We start from the raw sequence: 21,157 nt of genomic DNA on the forward strand, positions 1-21,157 counted from the left end.
CCTTAGGGGTTTCGGCGCGGGCGCAGCCGCGATCGTAATGAGGCAAGCTTGCGAACCAGCGTGAAGCTGCTGGAGTTGAACCATCCATGCAGCTCGGCGCGGGCGGCGGACGCCTGGCCCTCGAGATCCTCGCGGACCTTGCGCAGCTCGCCGAGCTCGGCGGACATGGGCAGGAAGACCACCCTCGCTGCTCCGGCGTCGGAGGCCCAGGACCCCTCCACCTCCAGCCGGTGCGCCGGGTCCGGTGTCGGGGCTTCCACTGGCTGCCCCTGCAGGGCCCGGACCACCAGGTCCCACCAGGCGGCGGATTCCGCGACCTTCCGGGGGCGAATGGAGTGCACGTGGGCGGCTATCTCGTCGCGGCGCTGCCAGGCTTCGCGGATGGCGGCTCCGACCGATCCGGCCAGGAGGGATGGCAAAGGCAGCGCGAAGTCGGCGAGCCCCCAGTTGGCCATTGCCCCGCGCAGTCGGACATCGCTGTACTCATCGAGGGACAGAGCGACCGTCGGGACACCGCCGTCGAGCGCAAACACCACCGGGTGATAGCGCGAGGTGATCACAAGTGCTGCCCGTGCGGTCAGGGCCGCTGTGTCGCGGGCGGACGCGATGTGACGTGACTCGACCCGGGCGGTCATCGCCGCCGCAATCTCGGCGTGGAGCGTTTCGTCGACACCACCCTCGCCTTCCACCGCCATATGGGGCAGGAGGAGGACGGGCACTCCGGATAGCTCCGCGGCGTCGTTCAGGATCTTCGCGGCCGCGGCCACGAACTGACCGCGGGGGCAGGCGCCGGTGCTTCCCGAAAAGGTCCCCACCAGGTAGGAGCCCGCTGGCGGTGCGGTGTCTGCCGTTGCTGCGTCTGGGGTGGTGGTGGCGAGGAACGATGCGTCGTCGAGGCAGGGGGCCACCGTGGCACCCGCCAGCGCACGGCCCAGGGTCAGCGAACTGTCCTCCCGCGCACCCACCAGTGCGGCGCGGGGGAGCATGCGTGCTGCGACATCGCGGTCGGCGCCGTAGAGAAGGGGGCCGATGGTCTGGCCGGCAATCACCACGGTCTTGCCGAGGTGGTGGGCAATCTCAACTACTGCCGCCCGCTCGTACAGCAGCCAGCCGTACACGGAGTTCATGTTGCCCCCGCCAGCGATCAGCACCGCATCGCAGCCGCCGAGCGTGTCGATCAGGCGGTGGACCTGGTCATCCGGTGCGAGCCCGTGCGGCTCGCCGGCCAGGAAAGACCGAATGTCGGTCAGGTACCGCTGGTAGTCGGCGTACGGCCACGGGAATTCGATCGTCGGGGCGGCGTCCGTGCCGAACCGCACGGTGGTGTCCTCAACGTTCCGGCTCAGCAGCACGACGTCGTTGACGCCCCGTGCAGCGAGCTCATCGACAGCGGCATGGGTCATCGCGTCATCGCCCACGTGGTAGACGTGCTGCCCGATGTCACCCAGGATGGCTACCCTCATGCGGAGGTCCCGGCGGCGCCGCCCTGCCAGACGGCGTCGAACGGTGCGTGCGAGGAAAGCCGGTTCTGGATAGCCCTGGTGACAAACGCTTTGGCGGTGCGGGCCGCGTCCAGCGGGGTCGCGCCCTTGGACAGTTCGGCGGCGATGGCCGCAGCGAGGGTGCAGCCCGCGCCGCTCACCGCCACGTCGCCCACCTTCGGGGCGCTCAGCAGCTCAAGGGTGGTGCCGTCGTAGTACACGTCGACGGCGTTCTCGCCCTCCAGCCGGATTCCGCCCTTGGCGACGACGACGGCGCCGCTGAGCTCGTGAATCCGTTTCGCCGCCTCCTGCAGATCCTCAATGGTGTTGATGGACATGCCGGAGAGCGATTCGGCTTCGAAGTGGTTGGGAGTGACGACACTCGCCAGCGGAAGGATGTGCGCCTTCAGCGCCTGATCGGTGTCGAGCGCGGCGCCAGGTTCCTGCCCCTTGCAGATCAGCACTGGGTCCAGCACGATATTCCGCCACGGCTGCGACTTCAGCGCCGTAGCGACGGTGTCGATGGTGGCGGGGGTGCCGAGCATCCCGATCTTGACGGTTTCCAGCGGGTAGCAGGTCTGCACCGCTTCCAGTTGGTCGGCGATGACCTGTGGCTCCACCGGGACGAAACGGTGATTCCAGTTGTCCTTCGGGTTGAACGACACAATGCAGGTCAGGGCCGCAACTCCGTATACCCCCAACTCCTGGAAGGTCTTCAGATCCGCCTGGGCACCGGCGCCGCCGGTGGCTTCGGATCCGGCGATGGTGAGCGTCACGACTGGGGCAGGGTTAGTTTGCGACATTTGTACAGTCTGCCCATTTTCTGTCGGGGCGGCCAGTTCAGGCTCCGCCCGCCGACCGTGGCAGAATTGAACTGCCCGGGGGCAGCCGGGCATCAGTGCTAATACAGCGGACCAAAAGCGTTCGCGAACCACTTCGATGAATGAGATGACGTTGACTCAACTGCAGGAAAAGACCCGCGCCAAATTTGCCTCCTCCGGGAGTACCTACTTCGCCATCATGCTGGCGACCCTCGCCGTCGTCGTCCTGCTGTCCAACATTGGTGCCTCCAAGGGTGTGGTGATCGGACCGCTCTTCGACGGCTTCAGCATCATCACCGATGGTGGGTTCTTCCTCTTCCCGCTCGCCTACATCCTGGGTGACGTGATCAGCGAGGTGTACGGGTTCAAGGCCGCACGCCTCGCCATCGTGGTGACGTTCCTGTTGTCGGCCTTCGCATCGCTCTGCTACCTGATCATCATCGCGCTCCCCGGATTCGACGACGACTTCGGTACGTCAAAGCAGGCAGCGCTCGAGGGGGCGCTCGGGCCGGTGCCACTAATTGTCCTGGCCTCGCTGCTCGCCTTCGCCGTGGGTCAGACCCTCAACGCCTGGGTGCTGGTCAGGCTGAAGGGCCGGTTCGGTGAGCGTGGCCTGGTGGGCCGCCTGCTCGGTTCCACGGTGGTCGGTGAGTTCGCCGACACCCTGATCTTCTGCGCCATCGCCGCATCGGTCATCGGCATCACCACCTTCGGTGGGTTCCTGAACTACCTGCTGTTCGGGTTCCTCTACAAGACCTTGATCGAGGTCCTGTTTGTGCCAGTCACCGCGATGGTCATCCGCTGGATCAAACAACGCGAGCCAAGCTACGCCGCTTCCTAGGAGCGCCCGCGGAGCCGCGAACGAACCGCCGGAAAAGTGCCGAAGCCGCAGACGAGTGGTGGGGCGGCCACTCGTCTGCGGGTCAAGCACTTTTCCGGCGGAGCAGGCTGGCCCGGTGCAGGGCGTTGGCGATCCGTCGCCTCAGTTCGGCCTCCCGAAACAGGTCTGCCCATTCAAGACGAACGAACTGCCAGCCGTCCTCCATCAGCGCCTTCTCCCGCCGGCGCTCTTCGAAGAGCACCTCGTCGGTCGGCGCATACGCGAAGTACTTGATCCGTCCGTCAAACTCCAGGGCCAGCCGCAGCTCCCGCCAGGCGAAGTCCAGCCGATGATCACCGTGCCTGGTCCTCACCTGTACCTGCTGCTCGGGCATCGGCAGTCTCATCTTGCTGATGAAGTGCCTCGTCAGGGTCTCACCAGGCGACTCTGCCAGTGCGCTGGCCTGACCGATCACCTTCCTCGCCCTGGCAATGCCCTGATGGCCGCTGAGTTGAGGGGCTATGTCCTGCATGTCCTGCCGGTCTCCGCCAAGCCTCAGGGCATGATCGGCAATGATGAGCGCCTGCCGGTAGGGAAGGATCCGGGCACAGTCCACCACGGTTCGTTCCAACGATGTGATGTGGAGACCTTTCCGGCTGGACACAGCCTGGGGCGGCAGCGGCGAGTGGTGGGCCCGGATGTCTGGGCCATGCCCGTGCTGTGAGGTGGGGAAGCCCTGGGTGAGGTGGATGAGGTCATCCACGTTCCAGAGGTACAGGCCATGGATGCGGGCCGCGGAGGTGTGGCTGTACACCGGCGGTGCTGAAGCGACCCCCAATAGCGCATGATGATGGGCGTAGATGCGGTGCAGCGCCCGCGTCTCGGCTGACTGCTGCTCCCAGAAGTGGCCGGGGACGTAGCATCCGCGACGCAACCTGATCAGGTCCCCCGACTGGACTAGCCGGGCCACCTGCCGACCGCTGATCAGCCGGTCAGCGAGTTCCTCGGTGGTCCAGGGAGTCGTGGAGGCCCGCAGCCAGGGTGGGCACTGGGTGTTCATGCAGCCAGCATGCGCCGATCCTGGTCCGCGTGGTCCGACCGGTCCGGAAATGTGGACAACTCCGAGGGATCGGTGGCTGGGTAGGGGCAGTGAGTCGAATTGCGGGGCGCTGGAGTCTCATAGGGGGCAGGTGTCTGAGAGAAAAGTGCTGACCGTGCAGGAACGCCGTTGCCTGACCACTGACCTGCGGTTTGACCACTTTTCTGGGTGGAAAAGGCCGGTGCTAGGCGTAGTAGCGGCCCAGCACCTCCGCCTTGAAGTCGAAGAAGGTGCCGTCCTCGATCGCGTCGCGGGCATCGTCGACCAGTTTCACGATGAAGCGTTCGTTGTGGATGGAGATGAGGGTGGCCGAGACCATTTCCTTGGCTTTGAACAGGTGGTGGATGTAAGCGCGGGTGTAGTTGGTGCAGGTGTAGCAATCGCACCCGTCCACCAGCGGGGTGAAGTCCTTCTTGAAGCGGGCGTTGGACAGGTTCCACCGTCCGTCGGGAGTGTAGAACGCCGAATTCCGGGCGACGCGGGTGGGGGAGACGCAATCGAAGGTGTCGGCGCCGTTCTCGATCCCCGTGAAGAGGTCATCCGGTTCCGAAATTCCGAGCAGGTGCCGCGGCTTGTTTTCCGGTAACTCGTCGGCGCACCAGCCCAGGATGGTCCCCAGATTCTCCTTCTCCAGTGCTCCGCCGATGCCGAACCCGTCGAAGTTCATGCCACCGAGATCGCGGGAGGCCTTCCGGCGGAGATCTTCATACTGGGCACCCTGGATGACCCCGAACAATGCCTGGTACGGCTTCCCCACTCGTTCCTCGGTCAGCCGGTCGTGTTCGGTAAGGCAACGCTCGGCCCATAGGCGGGTGCGCTCAAGGGACTCCTCCTGGTAGCCACGGGAATTCATCAGGGTGGTGAGCTCATCGAACGCGAACATGATGTCGGCGCCGAGCTGGTGCTGCACCTGCATCGAAATTTCGGGGGTGAACCGGTGCCGGTCTCCGTTGAGGTGGGACTTGAACCACACGCCGTCGTCGTCAATGTGGGCCAGACGCTCCTTCCCGGCGGCCACCGCATGGTCGGAGCTGCCGGCGTCGGCGACGTTCATGGTGATCACCTTCTTGAACCCGGAGCCCAGGCTCATCACCTGGAAACCACCCGAGTCGGTGAACGTGGGCCCGTTCCAGTTCATGAAGCGGCCCAGCCCGCCCGCCTCGTCAAGGACGTCCGGGCCAGGCTGCAGGTACAGGTGGTAGGCGTTCGCCAGCAGGGCCTGCGCGCCGAGGTCCTTCATGGACTCGGGGAGCACCGCCTTGACAGAGGCCTTGGTGCCGACGGCGATGAACGCGGGGGTACGGATCTCGCCGTGCGGGGTGGTGATGGTGCCCGTGCGGCCGTGCAGCGGCCCGCCGGTTGGGTCACTCAGGCGCTGGTCGACGGTGAAGGAGAACGAGGGTTGCTGAGTATCAGTTGGCACCAACCCATTTTGCCAGCAATTACCGGGCTGACTTGCTCCTGTGCTTGAGGGTGGAGGTGACCAGCGGGTCGGCATTCGGGTAGTGGTCGCGCCGCACGGCCTCCCAGCCGTCCCAGACCTCGTGCAGGGCTTTGGCTCCCAACTCGTACGTCGAGGCGATCACCAGGTCCGAGGGTTCGTCACGGACGCCTTCGGTCAGCGGCTGCTCGGCGAGGATCAGGAGCCCGTCACCGTGTTCGGCGTACTGGGCGACGGTGAGCCCGAGCTGGCGTTCGGTCCTGAACCACACCTTGCCGGTGAGCTCCTGCCCGCTGGGCAGAGTCAGGGCGTAGGAGTCCCCGGGGTCGCCGACCGCGGTGGCCCCCACTTGTTGCACCAGGGCGCGCCCGTCAGCGGGGGTGCCGGAGAAGAAGGCTGTGTGTCGGTTGGTGTTGGGGCGGCGTTCCAACGCGAACCGCAACTGCTGAAGGAATGAGATCCATCCCTCGGTGATGTCCTCATGCCAGTCCGACAGGTCCGACCCGGGCTCCGGCTGGCCCCGTTCAAGCGTGACCTCAGTGCCGTCGGGGCCGGGCGTCAACCGGAAGGTGTCGCCGTCCTCCAGGGCCAGCGAGAGGTGGTCGGAGCCTTCAGCGACACCGGGGGAGAAGTAGATGAGTCGGATTTCCTCGGCCAGGCCGTCGTAATCCCAGCCGTGCCATTGAGCGACCTTCGCCGGTTCGCGGAGCATCACCCAGATCTGGCGGGCATCGGCGTTGATGTGGACACTCAGCGGGTTGGCACCGCCACCGGAATGGGTGTCGGTGCCCGCTGCGGGGGCTGATGAGTGATTCATGGCGTCACTCTACTCCCGCGGGTGTTACCGCTCCAGAGCGAAAAATTCCCTACAGCGCGCGGATTGCGACGAGTTCGTTGTGGATCCGTCGGGCCAGCTCCTCGGCGGTCAATGTCTCGGACCCGCCGTGCGATCGCAGGTACAGGAGGGCGGTGAGGCGCACCACCCGCCAGTCCTTCTCGGCCCTCGTATCGCCGGCCGCTGCTGCCCGGTTGATCTCCGGATCGTAGAGGTTGGGTGCGTTGAGCTGGCGCTGCCGGACAGCCGCCGCGAGCTTGGCCTTGAGCGGATCGGTTTCGGCGTCGTCGGCAGTCCGGAGCGACGCCGAGTAGGTCTCCGCGCGGTCGGTGTCGCCGTCGTCGAAGGCCAGATACGACGCGAGTGCCAGCGCGCCCTCAATCCACTTCCAGCGACCGAAGTTTCCGTCGAAGGGCAGCGGGGTGAGCAGATCGCAGACCCGCCGGGCGTTGGCGACGTCGGCAAAATCCACCAGGAGGCTCAACGCGAGGTCGTGCACATCCTGCAGGTTGCTTCCCGATTTGAAGTTCATGCCGCGGGTGAGGCGTTCGGCGATGCCCTGAAGGTGCTCGCTTTCGGGATGGACCGACACGACATGCGCGATCACCGCCTCGGGGGTCCCGTCCTGGGCGGGGATGGACCCGGCGGCGACCTCACGGTCGTCGACAGCAACCTGGACCTGTGACCCCGTGGCGATCCGCAGGGTGTCTCCGGAATCGAGCGTCGCGACGACGACGGCGGGAGTCCCGTAGTCATCCGTCTCGATGTCGGTATCGACCACCTCGGCGGCGTCCGTGCCGTCGGGGCCAATGATGTGGTGACCGGCGGCGACGGCCTCGGCGTTAAGCCGACGCACCCGCGTCGGCTTCCGGGATTCGTTCACCGCTTAGCGTCCCCAACCGGCGTAGGCCAGTGCCTGGCGGAGCAGTCCGCCGCGTCCGCCGGAGAACTCGGACTGCACGCCTGGGCTCAACGCCTCATCGGGTGTCATCCAGGAGAGTTCAAGGGCGTCCTGCCGGGGCTGGCATTCCCCGGTGACGGGAATCAGGTAGGCGAGGGCGACGGCGTGCTGTCGGTCGTCGGTCATCCCGGTTTCGGACGGCGACGGGAAATACTCGGCGACGGTAAAGGGGACCGGGCAGGGTGGCAGCTGGGGGAGGGCGAACGGTCCCAGGTCCTTCTCCAGGTGGCGGACCAGCGCCGCGCGGATGGTTTCCCGATACATGACCCTGCCGGACACGAACGTCCTGACCATCTCGCCCTGGTCGTTCGCCTGCAGCAGCAACCCCACCTCGGTCACGTAGCCGAGTGAGTCGCAGCGCACCGGAACGGCCTCCACATACACCATGGGTAGGCGGCGGCGGGCTTCGTAGAGGTCATCTTCCGAAAGCCACCCGGGATTGGGGTCTGGTGTGCGAACGTTCATACCTTTGTTTTATAGCAGACACGGGCACGACGGCGGACGGCGCGCTGCGCTTCGGCCATTGGCTGAATCTGATGACACGACCGTTAACCCCCGCAACCGGGTGCCGTTGGGTGCTGACGGGACAATCGCCGGGTCAGCCGGAGGGTAATCGCCTTAGCCCCGTGACCCCGCCCGTGACTCCGCCCGTGACCCAGCCCCGTGGCCCCGCCCGTGACCCAGCCCCGTGGCCCCGCCTCGGCCTCAGGAGTTGGTTCAGCGCCGAGCCTCGCGCCCGGGGTCAACCTCTGGCCGTTTGGCAATACGGACCGGCCGGCCAGCGCCGAGGTCCACGGTCAGGTGGCGGTCGGCGTCGGTGACTCGTCCGGCAAAGCCGGCCGCCTCGACCCGTTCACCCAGCACAGTCAGGTCTCCCGCGTATTCAAAGCCCACCTCGAACTCCTGGCGCGGTGCCCGCCGTACAGCCACCACCCCACCATTCTTCGCCAGAAAGTCCACGGGCCCGTGACCCGGAAGATCGCTGGCGTCTCCGGCGTCCGGGGTGGCGGCCCGTACCCGGGCGCCCATGTTGGCGAGCACCCCGGCCGCGCCCGCAGTGTCCGGCGTGCGCCAGATCGTCACCACGGTCAGGGCCGGGTCGGGGCCGGTGGGAAGCTGCCGCTCGCCGAGCCCGGCATGGAAGGTGAGCGGGGGTGCCGATACCCGGACCCTTGGGACGCCGTCGGGATCGTTGACGACCTCCGCCGCGGTGCCGCTCACGCGGGTACGCTGGGCGAAAACTTCGAGGTCCCCCACCTCGAACCCCAGGGTCGTCGACGCCCCGCCAGGCCCGGACGGGCAGAGCGTGATCCGCCCGCCGCCGGCATCGAGCACCATCCACCCGTTTCCCTGGGCGGCCCGGGCCAGCCCGAGAGCGACAAGCACGGCGCCCAGCCGCCCGGGATCAGGTGTGTGGAGCAGAGGGTGGACCCGCAGCATCGGTTGTTCTCCAGGTTCGGGGTAGGGACTCGACGGAGCTCAGGGGATTACAGTAGCCCCATGAAGGCCGAACTGCCCGAACTGTTGGTCCCCGATGCTGACGCGTGGAAGGCCTGGCTGGAAGCCAACCACTCCACCTCTGGCGGTGTCTGGCTGATCCTGCACAAGAAGGGCGGGTTCGTCACCGAGTTGACCTACGCTGCCGCCCTCGATGAGGCGCTCTGCGTGGGGTGGATCGATGGCCAGGCGCGCCGGCGAGGCGACGAAAGCTCCCTCCAGCGGTTCACGCCCCGCGGCCCACGCAGTATCTGGTCGCTGCGCAACATCGGGTACATCGAGCGGTTGACTGCGGAGGGGCGGATGAGGGCGGCCGGGCTCGACGCCGTCGCCGCGGCGAAAGCGGACGGCAGGTGGGAGCGGGCCTACGCCGGGCCGGCGTCGGCGGAAGTTCCCGCCGCCCTGGCAGAGGCCATCGCCGCCGACCCCAACGCACAGGCGATGTTCAACGTTCTGACCTCCCAGAACCGGTACGCGATGATCTTCCGGCTCAGTCAGCTCAAGACCGAGGCGGCCAGGGAACGGAATATCGCCAGATTCGTGGCGATGCTGGCCCGCAGCGAGACGCTCTATCCGCAGCGGAAGCTCCCTTAGAGCCCCGCCAGACCGCATCGGAATAATTACGTCACATTTTCGTGACTAATTCGACGGCGAACCGGTGTAAGGTGATCCTTAGTTCATATCCAAAGTTCACCCCTGGAGACCACCCCATGCACAATCGATTTGCCGCCGTCGCGGCCGGTGCCACCATCCTCGCCCTCGTCGGGTGCGGAACGACCACCGAGCCCGCCGCCGAATCCGACACCTCACCCGCCGCCACCGAGCTGGAGAGCGACAACACGTTCACCCTCTACTCGGGACGGGACGAGGACCTGATCCAGCCACTCATCGATCAGTTCGAGGAAAGCAGCGGCATCGAGGTGGACGTGCGCTACGGCAACACCGCCGAACTGGGTGCACTCCTGCTGGAGGAGGGGGAACAGACCCCCGCCCAGGTGTTCCTCTCCCAGGACGCCGGTGCGCTCGGCGCCCTCAGTAGCGCGGGGCTGTTCACCACCCTGCCTGAGGACGTCACCGCAACCGTCCCCGACGGATTCACCTCCACCGACGACAGCTGGGTGGGAATCACTGGCCGTGCCCGCGTCATCGTGTACGACGGCGAGACGCTGGAAGCCGACGAGGTCCCGGCCACCGTGGATGAGCTGACCGACCCCGACTGGTCTGGCCGGGTTGGCTTCGCGCCCTCCAACGCCAGCTTCCAGGCCTTCGTCACGGCCTACCGGGTATTGAAGGGCGAGGAAGCCGCGGATGAGTGGGTAGCGGCGTTGGCCGCCAACGAACCGCAGATCTTTGAGAACAACGGCGCCGTCCTGACCGCCGTGAACGAGGGAGTGGTCGAGACCGGGCTGATCAACCACTACTACTGGTTCCGCCAGGCCACCGAAACCGGGGAGGAGAACATGCGCGCCCAGCTGTCCTACCCTGAGGCTGGCGACCCCGGATCGATTGTCAATGTCACCGGCGCGGGGATCCTCTCCAACGCCGGCCAGGACGCCGACGCTCTGGAGTTTGTCGAATTCCTCGTGTCCGCCGACGCCCAGCAGTACTTCGTCGAGGAGACCTTCGAGTACCCGCTGGCCGAAGGGGTCGAGGCTCCCGAGGGGCTGCCCGCCCTGGATTCGCTGGTCAACCCGGATCTGGACCTGTCGGACCTCGAATCGCTTGAGCAGACCCAGGAGTTACTGAGCAAGCACGGCCTGATCTGAACCTGATCAACTATTGGTAGCAGGTGACCCACGAATGACCCTCACCCGAACGGAACGTGCCAGCGCTAAGCCGGCGCGTTCCGTTCGTGTGCCCAGGTCGGCTCCACCGGTCTGGCTGGTGGTGCTGGCGGGAGTGTGCGCGGCGACGGCCGCCATCCCCCTGGTCTACCTGGTGGCGCGGTCCACCGACGCCGGGTTCGCAAACCTGGCCGACACCCTGCTGCGGGCACGGGTCCTGCAGCTCACCCTGAACTCGGTGCTGTTGGCGGCGGCAGTGACGCTCACCTGCCTGGTGGTCGGAACGGCCTCGGCCTGGGTGCTCACGCGGGTGCGCATCCCGGCGCCGCGCTCCATGCTCCTGATCTCCGCGCTGCCGCTCGCCGTCCCGTCCTACCTTGCGGCCTACGGGTGGCTGGTCTGGCTCCCGACCCTGGACGGGTTCTTCGCGAGCTGGATGATCATGACCGCGGTCTGCACCCCGTACGTAACCCTGCCGGTCGCCGCCGCCCTCCGCGGGACGTCGGGGGATCTCGAAGCGGTGGCCCGCACCCTGGGGCGTGGGCCCTGGGGCGCTTTCCGTGCCGCCACCTGGCCCCGGGCACGACCCGCCGCGGCGGCCGGTGCCCTACTGGTCGCCCTGTACACCCTTTCCGACTTTGGGCTGGTCTCCATGCTGAGGTATCAGACCCTGACCTGGGGCATCAACTCGGCATACGGGGCGAGCTTCGACCGGAACCAGGCAGCACTGCTCGCGCTGATGCTGGTCGTCCTGGCTCTCACGGTGGTCGCCGGAGAGAAGAGGTTCCGGGGCCAGGTCACGGCGGGGGCCGGGCGGGGAAGGATCGCGCTCGTCCGTCCCGGACGGTGGCTGCCCGTCGCGATGGCCCTGGTGCTCAGTGCTGCGTTAGTGAGCGTCGTCGTCCCCGTGGGCGGTCTGATGAGCCGGCTCCTGGAAGCCCAGACGCTCCGGGAGATCGACACCGTACGCCTCGTCGAGGCCATCGGGGCAACCCTGGGCCTCGCGGTCGCCGGTGCGCTTGCCGCGGTGGTGCTGGCCCTGCCGATCGCAGTGCTGGCCGCCCGCTACCGGGGACGCCTGGTCGCCGCGGTGGAGGCGGTGGGGTTCCTGGGGCACGCTCTGCCCGGAATCGTGGTGGGGCTGGCCCTGGTGTTCTTCGCGCTCGCCGCCGTCCCCGCCCTGTACCAGACGGTGGTGGTCCTCGTCTTTGGCTACGCCGTCCTGTTCATGCCGAAGGCGATCGGGACCATGCGCAGCGGGATCGCCGCCGTGCCCGGAAATCTGGTGGACGTGTCCCGGATGCTGGGCCTGTCACCATTGCAATCATGGTGGCGGGTGACCGCCCGGCTGGCGCTACCCGGGATCGGCGTCAGCGCGCTGCTGGTGGCCATCTCGGTCATGAAAGAATTACCTGCGACGTTGCTGCTGCGGCCCACGGGAACTGCCACCCTCGCCACCGAACTCTGGTCCCGCACCACGGTGTTCGAATACGGGGCGGCCGCACCCTATGCTGCCACCCTGGTGCTGCTCGCCGCCGTCCCCGCGGTGGTGCTGTCCGGATTTCGGGGCGTCGCGAAGGAGGATCTGTGAGCTGGGTAACCATTGACGGGTTGAGGGTGACCTACGGGAGTGCCGCCGTGCTCGACGGTGTGAACCTGCAGATCCCGCGGGGCGCGCTGACCGCCGTGCTGGGTCCGAGCGGCTGTGGCAAGACCACGCTGCTGCGGGCCATCGCCGGGCTGCTCCCAGCCGCAGGCGGCACCATCCGCGTCGGAGATAAGCTGCTCTCCTCCGCGACCGTCCAGTTGGCCCCCGAAAAGCGCGGTGTCGGCTGGGTCCCGCAGGATGCGTCGCTGTTCCCTCATTTGTCGGTGGGGGAGAACATCGGTTTTGGCCTCAAGCGGGGCCCTGGACGGGCAGGCCGGATCACGGATCTCGCCGCAATGGTGGGCTTGGCTGATTTCGTCGATCGCGCGCCGTCCCAGCTGTCGGGTGGTCAGGCGCAGCGGGTGGCCCTCGCCCGGTCGTTGGCTCCGCGCCCCGACCTGATTCTCCTCGATGAGCCCTTCGCCGCGCTGGACCCCCAGTTGCGTTCGACGTTGCGGCGTGAGGTCTCCGACCTGTTGCGCGGGCAAAGCAACACCAGCCTGCTGGTCACCCACGACCAGGAAGAGGCACTCTCGCTCGCCGACTACGTCGCAGTGATGCGCGACGGCCGGATCCTGCAGTGGGGCACCCCGTGGGAAGTTTACGAACGCCCGGTCAGCCGCTGGGTGGCGGCTTTCGTAGGCGACACCGTGGAACTTGATGGACACTGGGCCGATGGGCAGGTGCAGTGCGTGCTCGGGCGGGTGGATGCAGAGACCGCAGACGGCACAGCACCGGTGGACGGGGCGGCGGTTTCCCTGATGCTGCGGCCGGAATGGCTGCAGGTCACATCCGGAGGGTCCGATGCCACAGTCACTTCGGTCGCCTATGCCGGCCATGACGCACTGGTAAGCCTGGAGCTCCTGTCAGGGGCGACGGTGCGGGCACGGGTTGCAGCACCTGGCCTGCCGCGGCGGGGTGAGAGGGTGTCGATCGGTATCAAACACCGCGCGCTCGCCTACCCTCGCTCATCCGCCGCCGCGCGGGTGGAGCCGGCGGCCACCCGGTAGCCAGCTTCCAGGATCATCCACGCCTGCAGTTGTGTGGAGAGCTGGGCTCCCCCGGGTGCGGCGGCCTCTCCCGTTCCGGCCGGGAAGGTCAACAGGTCGGGGGCTCCGCCGGGACGAACCCCCCTGAAGCGATGAAAACGACGAGGCGATGGCGCTGTCTCGGCAGTCCGTCCGGCCCAGAGATTCTCGGACGTCGCCGTCACCAGGGTCTCGGCGGTCCGCCGGGCGGAATCCGGGAGTAGGGGGTTGAGCGCGGCGAAGGCCAGATACCGGACGAGGATGCCGGTGAATAGTCCGCCGTCCCCGGCCCCATGGGTCAGCAGGACACCCTCCGTGCCGAGTTGGCTGTCAACAGCGGAGACCAGGTCCGCGGCCGTGGCAAGGTTGGCTGTTCCTCCCAGTTCCAGTAGCGCTCCCAGCACCGGACCCTGGTTGTAGGTGTAGACGGTCGGGACCAGCGTCGCCCGTCCAGCCTTCACCCTGATCCCATCCAGGTACAGCCCGGTCTGGCCGTCCCGCAAACGCTCACCGAGCCAGTCCACAAGTTCCTGCCCCCGCTCCGGTTGTCCGCGACGGGCGAAGAATAGTGCGGCGGGTCCGGTGGCCGGGGTGTTCTTGAAATCGCGGGAAGTATTCCAGTAGAGGCCGCCGCCCAGGTCAGCTGTGTGAGCGGAGCGCAGCGCCCGGTCGAGGGGTGCCAGGGCCCGCCCTCCTCCGTCCCGGACCTGACCCATCCGGTCGACGGCGAGGGCCAGCCAGGCCATGTCGTCGTAGTAGGCGTTGGTCCACCGCAGACCATTGCGCAGGTGGATTCCCCGTAGCAGCCGCAATGCGGTGAGCGCAGACCGGGCCGCCGCGGAAGAGCTTCCCCGGTCCGCCTCGCGCAGCGTCTCGTCCACCAGGACGTCAAGGTACTGTGCCTGCCACCAGTAATGCCAGGGGGAGCGAGTTCGCTCCCGGGGGTGCTGCACGGCACCAAGGTGGGTAAACGGCAGCCCGAACAGGCGGTGGCCGAACCGGGACCTGACGGACTCCGCCGCAGCCCGCGCACGATGATCAGCCGTACGGATGGGGTCATCCTGGCGCGAAGTGAGCATAATTCCACCCTAGCCGGACGGCCCGGCGCCGGTATTGAGCACTCTGCCAACCCCAGCGGACCGCGGGTGCAGTATGGGCTGGGTCACAGTAGTGTTTGGTTGGCATCAGGTTCGTCCTGCGCACCAGATACTGACAGAACGCCCAACGCCGCCAGAAGCTTGAGGAGACACCATGGACATCACCAACACTGTTGCCCTGATCACCGGGGGCGCTTCCGGGCTGGGCCAGGCGACTGCCAGGAAACTTTATGGCGAGGGCGCCACCGTGGTCCTGGTCGACCTGCCCCACTCGTCAGGTTTAGAGGCAGCCGCCGAGCTGGGTGAGCGGGCCGTGTTTGCCCCCGCAGACGTGACCGATCCGGCGCAAGTCCAGGCCGCCGTCGACACCGCCGTCGCGCTGGGCCCCCTCCGCACCGTCGTCAACTGTGCGGGGATCGCCACCCCCGGCAAGGTACTCGGACGCGACGGTGTGCTTCCACTGGAGGATTTCGCCAGGGTCATCAACATCAACCTGATCGGAACCTTCAACGTCATCCGGTTGTCTGCGGCGGCGATCGCGGCGACCGAGCCGGTCAGCCCTCCCGAAGGGTCCCCCGAGCGGGGGGTCATTGTGAACACTGCTTCGGTGGCGGCGTTCGATGGTCAGATCGGTCAGCCAGCGTACGCCGCCTCCAAGGGCGCGGTGGCGGCGATGACCCTGCCGATCGCCCGGGAGCTCGCCCGCTCCCTGATCAGGGTGGTCACCATCGCACCGGGGATCTTCGAAACCCCGATGATGGCGGGCCTGCCCCAGGAGGCCCAAGACTCCCTGGGAGCCCAGGTGCCGCACCCGTCCCGGCTCGGCCGCCCCCATGAATACGCGGCCCTCGTTTCACACATTCTGCAGAACCAGATGCTGAACGGCGAAACCATTCGCCTCGACGGCGCCATCCGCATGGCGCCAAAATAGCTGCCCCCGCAGCCCACGAAAGGAACAGCTCAATGGAGAGCACCCTCCCCACCGCCGACTTCATGGGCTTCGAGTCCCTGCTCAGCCCGACGGAAAGCGCCAAACTCGCCGATGTCCGTGACTTCCTCGACAAAGAGGTGTCGCCGAACGCGGAAGGCTGGTGGAACCGGGCCGAATTCCCCATCGAGGTGCTACCCAAGCTCGCCGCCCTGAACCTCAGTACCCCGGTGCAGCAAGGGTATAGCTACCTTTTCGGCGGCATGGTGATCGCCGAAATGACGCGGGCCGACACGTCCCTGGCAACCTTCTTCATGGTCCACCACGACCTCTTCGTCGAGGCCCTGCACGAGTTCGGATCCGAGGACCAGAAGGCCCGGCTACTGCAGGACGCCATGGATCTGAAGATCACCGGCGCGTTCGCCCTCACCGAGCCGCTGCACGGATCCGATGTGGCCGGCGGGCTGGCAACCACTGCAACCCGCGACGGTGACACCTGGGTCCTCAATGGGGCCAAACGGTGGATCGGCAACGGAACATTCTGCGACTACATGCTGCTCTGGGCACGGGACACCGCCGACGGAAGCATCAGGGGGTTCATCCTCGATGCTTCCCTGCCGGGGGTAAGCCGCACCCGGATCGAGAACAAGATCGCACTGCGTACCGTCCAGAACGCTGACATTGTGCTCGACGGTGTGCGCGTGCCCGAGGCGGACCGTTTCGCGGGCATCAACACCTTCGCCGACACCCGGAAGCTCCTCCTCGGTTCCCGGATCCTGGTGGGCTGGCAGGCGGTGGGCCAGCAGCTTGCTGCCTTCGACGTCGCCCGCCGGTACGCGGTGGAACGGCACCAGTTCGGCCGCCCGATCGCAGGGTTCCAGCTGGTGCAGGACCAGCTGGTGCGGATGCTCGGCAACACGACAGCGAGCCTGGGAATGATGGCGCGGGTGGCGCAGCTGCAGGAGGATGGCGGCGGTGACATGCCGCAGGCGGCTCTCGCCAAGGCATACACCACGGCACGGATGCGTGAAACCGTGGCGCTGGGGCGGGGGATTCTCGGCGGTAATGGCATTACCACCGAGTTCCGGATGGCCAAGATCTTCGCTGACGCCGAGGCCATCTACACCTACGAGGGCTCCTACGAGATCAACACCCTGATCGTCGGGCGTGCCATCACCGGGCTCTCCGCAATCAACTAGGCCGCGCAACGCCGGTACGTCCCGCGGGCGCGGGGTATATCGTGGGGCTACCTGCGAGGTCGGAGCCCCGCCAGTCACGCCCACTCCCTTGAGACGAGGTGCCGATCAAGCGTTTCCGCATCGGCCACTACCTGAAGACGAGCCTCTGGACCATCCCGCTGCTCTTCATTCTTGGTGGGGTCGCGATATCTCTCATCACCACGTCGATCGATGACGGAACACTGATTCCCGAGAGCGTGACCGGTGACGCTAACGCTGCTATGCAGATCCTCTATCTGATCGCCTTTGCCATGCTCACCATGACCGGGCTGGTGTTGTCACTGGTGGTGGTGGTGGTCCAGCTCGCCATGGGAGTCTTCTCCCCTCGCATCGTCAGACAGATCCTCCAGGACCGGCCAAGCCAGTGCGCCATCGGGCTGTTCGCTGGGACGTTCGCCCACTCGATTCTGTCCATGCGCTCGGTGAAGACCACCGCAGACGGCGGGACCGTGCCCGGTCTGGCGGTTGTCGTGGCAATGGTCCTGGTCTTGGGTTGCATCGGCACCCTGGTCTGGTATTTGAACCATATCGGGCAGTCGCTGCGGACCGCGGCCCTGGTCGGGTGGGTGGCCAGAGGCACCATGAAAACCCTCGACCATGTCTACCCGGACCCTGGCACTGAAACGGACCTTGATCCAGAACTGATTGTTACTCCGAGCGCCGGAGTGATGTTCGCCGTGGACCACAAGAAACTCGTCACCCTCGCTGGCCGCGCCGGATGCCAACTCGAGCTGCTGTGGGCGGTCGGGGACTACATTCCCACGGGTTCCGCTCTCTTCCGGATTGTCGGTGACCAGGGTGCACTCTCGCGGCCCGGCGTCGTGAGGGCGGTGGCGATCGGCCCGGAACGCACCATGAACCAGGATGTTGCCTACGGCCTCCGAATGCTCGTGGACATCGCCATTCGTTCGCTGTCCTCGGGGCCTTTCGAAGACCCCACCACAGCGGTTCAGGCCATCGATCGGATCCACGACATCCTGCGGCAAGTCAGCCGCCGCCCGTTGCATTCAGGGCATTACGACGACGACGGCGGTACCCTCCGGCTGACGGTCCCCACCATGCTGTGGGACGGTTACGTGCGGCTCGGGTTCGACGAAATCCGGATCGCCGGGTCGGGCTCCCCCCAGGTGGCCAGACGGCTGCGGCTGGCCCTGGACGACCTGATGGAGGTGACCCCCGCCGACCGGCAGCAGCCGTTGAAGTACCAGCGGGAGCTGCTTGATGGCAGCGCACGCGCCGCAGCCTCGTCGAAGGCGGACGGAAAAGCGGCACTGGTACCCGACGCGTCCGGAATCGGTTCCGCGGCAGACCTCGTGACCGCTCCCCACGAAGATCGCCGCTGAAGCAGGCCGGAACAGGCCGGACCACGCCTGGAGGGCCCGACGGTGGCAGACTTTGGGGATGCCCTCCTTCCGCGCGCAACTCGACATCCTGGGTCTTCTCCCAGGGCACGCACCCGAAGTTGTCATGGAGTCAGCGGAGGAGGCCCTTGGCGCCGCCCACCTGGTGGAGGCCAAGCAACTCGATGTGGTGGCGGGGGTCCCCCGGATCACCCTGCGTTTCCTGGTGGAGGAAACCGACTACGAGACCGGCGCCAAACAGGCCGTGCAGGCTGCGGTGAAGATGCGCCATGCCGTCGAACAGGTCGCTACTGTCGGGCCGTTGCGGGTTCTCCGTCGTCGAAGAAATCGATGGGAGGGACTGTAGCCATCTGGCGCGCCCGCAGCTCGCGCCGGTAGGCATGGTCCACCCGGTGGCGCCGCGACCCGGCGGAAATGATCAGCAGGAAAGCCCCCAGCCCGGCGGCGAACGCGACCGGGATGGACTGGGGGTCACCGAGCAGCCGCTCGGGAACAATCAGGACCAGACCCCAGACGACGGCCAGCGCGACGGCGATCCGGCCCCGATCGGTCATGCAGACGGCCATCGCGGCGAGGGTCAGCAGGATTACCCCGATGAGCGCCCACCGCTGAGCGCCGAATTCCAACCAGTCAACGCCGAGGGTGGTCAGCACCGCAGCGGTATGCACGGTCGCGGTGACGCCGGTCCAGCCGAGGAAGAGGCCCAGCGGTATGTCCACGAGGAGGCCTTCCGGCCGGGTCTGCGCCGGGTAGTGGTTGAGCCAGCGTAGGGAAGCCAGCAACATGGCCAGGAGCAGGAAGATCAGCACCAGGCTCAGCGCGGGCATGCCCCGCTGGACGGCCACCGCCCAGCCGAGCGTCACCAGGAGGGCAACCACCACTGCCCAGCCGAGCCCCCGGTGCCGGGGGCTCCGCTGGTGGGCGGGCAGCCACTGGTGGATGGTGTACCCGATCAGACTCACACCGATCAGCAGCCACGCATAGGCTGCCGGGGCGGCCGGCGAGACCAGGGTGGCGGCAGGATCAAAGGTCCCCAAAGAGGCCTCACGGAGGTCCGGTCCACCGAAGGCGCCAGCTACCTCGGCCGTCCCCAGGACGGCGCCGATCGTCACCACGGTGACGACAATCCGCCGTACCAGATCCGGGTCCCAGGAGCCAATGTGTCGAATCACCGACGACCCACCCGCCGCCGCGCGGGAAGCCGTCACCCGGACCGCCGCCGTCGTCGACCCGGTGGATTTCTTGCCGGCAGGCTTCGGCGCTGGAGGTGCTCCCGGCTTCGTTCCGGCCGGCGAGGTGCGGGCTGACGTGGCGGGTGGTGGTCCCGGGTAGGAGCTGCCGGGTCCGGCGTCGTCGGAAGGAGCCACGGCGCCGGTATTTTTCGGACGCGCGGCACGGAGCCGCTCCAGCACCGGAGAAGGCGCCTCCGCTGGTGCCTCGGATCCGCTGGAATCTGGGGTCCCTGCAGGCAACCTAGTCGGTTTGGCTGGCAGCCGGGGGGTGGGCGGCGTCGGGGTGCTCATCGGTTGTCTTACCCTTCCGGCGTTGCTTGAGCGCGAGGAATGCAGCAATTACAAGTCCCACCAGAGTACCTATCCCCATTCCGAGGAGGGCACTCACCCACAACGGGAAGCCCGTGGTGGCATCGGTGACATACCCCAACATCACCAACCAGCAGGACCATAGAATACCTCCGACGGCGGCGCACGCGAGAAACGGCCGCAGCGGAAGGTCGGCGATCCCGGCCGCTGCCACGCCCGCGGTCCGGCCCGCGGGAAGGAATCTGAGGGCGATGAGACCGGCGTAGGTGGGAGACTTGCCCGCCTTCTCCACTGCCGTGCGGATGCTGCGGTGAATGGCGCGACCCCACCTGAATTTGTCCAGCCACGAGGTCAACCGGTTGCGGAAGAGCAGATACAGGATGATGTCGCCCAGCCAGCTCCCCAACGTGGCTGTCAGCAGGGCGATGGGGAGGAGCAGCGTCCCCTCGGAGGCCATGGTGCCCGAGGCGATCACCAGGAACTCTGAGGGCACAGCGGGGATGAACACGTCGACGACGACGACTATGAAGGTCAGGGGATGGAACAGCGGCGACCATGCTCCGAGATCGGTGAGATCCACTTTTCCAATCTACAGGGGACCGGTGGGGTGAGGTCTAGGGGGTGGAACGGCTCCTAGCCGAAGTCCTGCAGGCTCAACCGGCTGTCGAAGCGCCGTTCGGCGCCGCTGAGCGGGTCGGTGAAAGCGATACTTTTGGCAACGAGTTGCAGTGGCTTGCTGTAGTCGTCGGGGGCCTGGGGGAGCAGCACCGGGTAGAAGGGGTCGTTCAGGATCCCCAGTCCAAGACCGGCCATGTGCAGGCGCAACTGGTGGGTCTTCCCGGTGTGGGGGGTGAGGCGGTAGCGGCCCCGGCCATTGCGTTCCTCCACCAGGTGCACCAGGGTTTCGGTGTTGGGTTCCCCGTCCACCTCCTGGGCGAGGAGGTACGTGCGGCTCTTGACGATGCGGCTGCGGACCACCCGCGGCTGCGCCATTAGGTCCAGGCTGGGGTCCACGGGGGCGGCAGCCTCATACTCCTTGGAGATGAGCCGGTTCTCGAAGAGTAACTGATAGTTTCCGCGGGTTGCCGGGTTGGTGGAGAAGAGCAGAATGCCGGCCGTCAGCCGGTCGAGCCGGTGCATGGGGATCAGGTCGGGCAGGTCCAGTAGGACGCGGAGCCGGACCAGCGCGGATTCCGCGACGTACCGGCCGCCCGGCGTGGTGGGCAGGAAATGCGGCTTGTCGACCACCAGCAGGTTTTCGTCCTGGTGCAGGATGCCCACCTCGACCGGGAGCCGCTCCTCGACCGGCAACTCCCGGTAATACCAGACGAAGGTGTGCTCGGTGAGGGGCGTGGTCCGGGTGAGCCGCTCCCCGTTCAGGGCAACCACCTCACCGCGATCGAACCGGGTGGCGATGCCTTCGGGATCGACGTGGTCCCAGCGGTCCAGAATGTAGTCGAGCGCAGTCCCCCAGGGGCCCTCAGAGGGCAGGCGCAACCGGGTGGCGTTGACACCGTTGCGGACGGGGAGGGGGGATTGCATCACCTATCTAGGGTACGCGTGTGCGGTCCCCGGGC

At 66.9% G+C, this 21,157-nt stretch carries 21 protein-coding genes; 9 read left to right on the top strand and 12 right to left on the bottom strand.

Translation table 11 applies throughout. The features are described 5' to 3' along the window. Window positions 1-2: 2 nt before the first annotated feature. Together IWX64_RS06680 and thiD are read right to left on the bottom strand one after the other, a co-directional pair. Window positions 3-1,463, bottom strand: a complete 1,461-nt coding sequence (locus IWX64_RS06680; protein WP_196866378.1) for a polysaccharide pyruvyl transferase family protein — start codon at window positions 1,461-1,463, stop codon at window positions 3-5. Further along, the gene (gene thiD / locus IWX64_RS06685) at window positions 1,460-2,284 is read right to left on the bottom strand and encodes a bifunctional hydroxymethylpyrimidine kinase/phosphomethylpyrimidine kinase (RefSeq protein WP_196866379.1); all 825 of its coding nucleotides are present in this window, start codon (window positions 2,282-2,284) and stop codon (window positions 1,460-1,462) included. The genes IWX64_RS06680 and thiD overlap by 4 nt, the downstream gene beginning before the upstream one ends. Before the next feature lie 145 nt (window positions 2,285-2,429). On the opposite strand from thiD, the gene IWX64_RS06690 reads away from it, so the two are divergent. Next, window positions 2,430-3,143 carry a queuosine precursor transporter gene (locus IWX64_RS06690; protein ID WP_196866380.1) on the top strand — a complete coding sequence of 238 codons (714 nt, stop codon included), beginning with the start codon at window positions 2,430-2,432 and terminating at the stop codon, window positions 3,141-3,143. An 82-nt stretch (window positions 3,144-3,225) separates the two neighbouring features. Here the strand turns inward: IWX64_RS06690 and IWX64_RS06695 are convergent, their stop codons facing one another. From IWX64_RS06695 to IWX64_RS06720, 6 genes are all read right to left on the bottom strand, one after another. After that, window positions 3,226-4,182 carry a type IV toxin-antitoxin system AbiEi family antitoxin domain-containing protein gene (locus tag IWX64_RS06695; RefSeq protein WP_196866381.1) on the bottom strand — a complete coding sequence of 319 codons (957 nt, stop codon included), beginning with the start codon at window positions 4,180-4,182 and terminating at the stop codon, window positions 3,226-3,228. Between the two features lie 223 nt (window positions 4,183-4,405). Then, window positions 4,406-5,719, bottom strand: a complete 1,314-nt coding sequence (gene tgt / locus IWX64_RS06700; protein ID WP_442859035.1) for a tRNA guanosine(34) transglycosylase Tgt — start codon at window positions 5,717-5,719, stop codon at window positions 4,406-4,408. Beyond that, the gene (locus IWX64_RS06705) at window positions 5,664-6,479 is read right to left on the bottom strand and encodes an SRPBCC domain-containing protein (protein WP_196866383.1); all 816 of its coding nucleotides are present in this window, start codon (window positions 6,477-6,479) and stop codon (window positions 5,664-5,666) included. The genes tgt and IWX64_RS06705 overlap by 56 nt, the downstream gene beginning before the upstream one ends. A 49-nt stretch (window positions 6,480-6,528) precedes the next feature. Next, a complete protein-coding gene (locus tag IWX64_RS06710; RefSeq protein ID WP_196866384.1) occupies window positions 6,529-7,380 on the bottom strand; it encodes a DUF6707 family protein in 852 nt (283 codons plus the stop codon). 3 nt (window positions 7,381-7,383) lie between these two features. Continuing rightward, window positions 7,384-7,923, bottom strand: coding sequence for an NUDIX hydrolase family protein (locus tag IWX64_RS06715; RefSeq protein ID WP_196866385.1), 540 nt, complete (start codon window positions 7,921-7,923; stop codon window positions 7,384-7,386). A gap of 252 nt (window positions 7,924-8,175) precedes the next feature. Next, the gene (locus IWX64_RS06720) at window positions 8,176-8,898 is read right to left on the bottom strand and encodes a VOC family protein (protein WP_196866386.1); all 723 of its coding nucleotides are present in this window, start codon (window positions 8,896-8,898) and stop codon (window positions 8,176-8,178) included. 60 nt (window positions 8,899-8,958) lie between these two features. Here IWX64_RS06720 and IWX64_RS06725 point away from each other — a divergent pair, with 60 nt between their 5' ends. The 4 genes from IWX64_RS06725 to IWX64_RS06740 all read left to right on the top strand — a co-directional run bounded on the left by IWX64_RS06725 (window position 8,959) and on the right by IWX64_RS06740 (window position 13,397). Further along, on the top strand, window positions 8,959-9,549 hold the full coding sequence (locus tag IWX64_RS06725; protein ID WP_196866387.1) for a YdeI/OmpD-associated family protein: 591 nt from the start codon (window positions 8,959-8,961) through the stop codon (window positions 9,547-9,549). 116 nt (window positions 9,550-9,665) lie between these two features. Then, window positions 9,666-10,721 carry an iron ABC transporter substrate-binding protein gene (locus IWX64_RS06730; RefSeq protein WP_196866388.1) on the top strand — a complete coding sequence of 352 codons (1,056 nt, stop codon included), beginning with the start codon at window positions 9,666-9,668 and terminating at the stop codon, window positions 10,719-10,721. A gap of 34 nt (window positions 10,722-10,755) precedes the next feature. Next, the gene (locus IWX64_RS06735; protein WP_196866389.1) at window positions 10,756-12,330 is read left to right on the top strand and encodes an ABC transporter permease; all 1,575 of its coding nucleotides are present in this window, start codon (window positions 10,756-10,758) and stop codon (window positions 12,328-12,330) included. Continuing rightward, window positions 12,327-13,397 carry an ABC transporter ATP-binding protein gene (locus IWX64_RS06740; protein WP_196866390.1) on the top strand — a complete coding sequence of 357 codons (1,071 nt, stop codon included), beginning with the start codon at window positions 12,327-12,329 and terminating at the stop codon, window positions 13,395-13,397. Before IWX64_RS06735 ends, IWX64_RS06740 begins: the two co-directional genes overlap by 4 nt. On the opposite strand, the gene IWX64_RS06745 is transcribed toward IWX64_RS06740, so the two are convergent. Next, window positions 13,346-14,494: a glycoside hydrolase family 76 protein gene (locus IWX64_RS06745; RefSeq protein ID WP_196866391.1), complete on the bottom strand. Its 1,149-nt coding sequence runs from the start codon at window positions 14,492-14,494 to the stop codon at window positions 13,346-13,348. The genes IWX64_RS06740 and IWX64_RS06745 overlap by 52 nt on opposite strands. A 172-nt stretch (window positions 14,495-14,666) precedes the next feature. On the opposite strand from IWX64_RS06745, the gene IWX64_RS06750 reads away from it, so the two are divergent. The 4 genes from IWX64_RS06750 to IWX64_RS06765 all read left to right on the top strand — a co-directional run bounded on the left by IWX64_RS06750 (window position 14,667) and on the right by IWX64_RS06765 (window position 18,385). Then, on the top strand, window positions 14,667-15,443 hold the full coding sequence (locus tag IWX64_RS06750; RefSeq protein WP_196866392.1) for a 3-hydroxyacyl-CoA dehydrogenase: 777 nt from the start codon (window positions 14,667-14,669) through the stop codon (window positions 15,441-15,443). A 32-nt stretch (window positions 15,444-15,475) separates the two neighbouring features. Continuing rightward, on the top strand, window positions 15,476-16,639 hold the full coding sequence (locus IWX64_RS06755; RefSeq protein WP_196866393.1) for an acyl-CoA dehydrogenase family protein: 1,164 nt from the start codon (window positions 15,476-15,478) through the stop codon (window positions 16,637-16,639). A gap of 98 nt (window positions 16,640-16,737) precedes the next feature. Further along, window positions 16,738-18,021: a DUF2254 domain-containing protein gene (locus IWX64_RS06760; protein WP_196866394.1), complete on the top strand. Its 1,284-nt coding sequence runs from the start codon at window positions 16,738-16,740 to the stop codon at window positions 18,019-18,021. Window positions 18,022-18,079: 58 nt separating this feature from the next. Next, entirely contained in the window at window positions 18,080-18,385 is a 306-nt protein-coding gene (locus tag IWX64_RS06765) for a hypothetical protein (protein WP_196866395.1), read from the top strand. Here IWX64_RS06765 and IWX64_RS06770 read toward each other — a convergent pair. From IWX64_RS06770 to IWX64_RS06780, 3 genes are all read right to left on the bottom strand, one after another. Next, window positions 18,327-19,406 carry a hypothetical protein gene (locus IWX64_RS06770; RefSeq protein ID WP_196866396.1) on the bottom strand — a complete coding sequence of 360 codons (1,080 nt, stop codon included), beginning with the start codon at window positions 19,404-19,406 and terminating at the stop codon, window positions 18,327-18,329. The two genes, IWX64_RS06765 and IWX64_RS06770, sit on opposite strands and share 59 nt — an antisense overlap. Before the next feature lie 106 nt (window positions 19,407-19,512). Continuing rightward, window positions 19,513-20,160, bottom strand: coding sequence for a DedA family protein (locus IWX64_RS06775; protein WP_334683190.1), 648 nt, complete (start codon window positions 20,158-20,160; stop codon window positions 19,513-19,515). Between the two features lie 53 nt (window positions 20,161-20,213). Beyond that, window positions 20,214-21,122 carry a pseudouridine synthase gene (locus IWX64_RS06780; RefSeq protein WP_196866475.1) on the bottom strand — a complete coding sequence of 303 codons (909 nt, stop codon included), beginning with the start codon at window positions 21,120-21,122 and terminating at the stop codon, window positions 20,214-20,216. Window positions 21,123-21,157 lie beyond the last annotated feature (35 nt).

Origin of the sequence: Arthrobacter sp. CAN_A212, from assembly GCF_015752345.1 — a bacterium.
Taxonomy (GTDB): domain Bacteria; phylum Actinomycetota; class Actinomycetes; order Actinomycetales; family Micrococcaceae; genus Arthrobacter_D.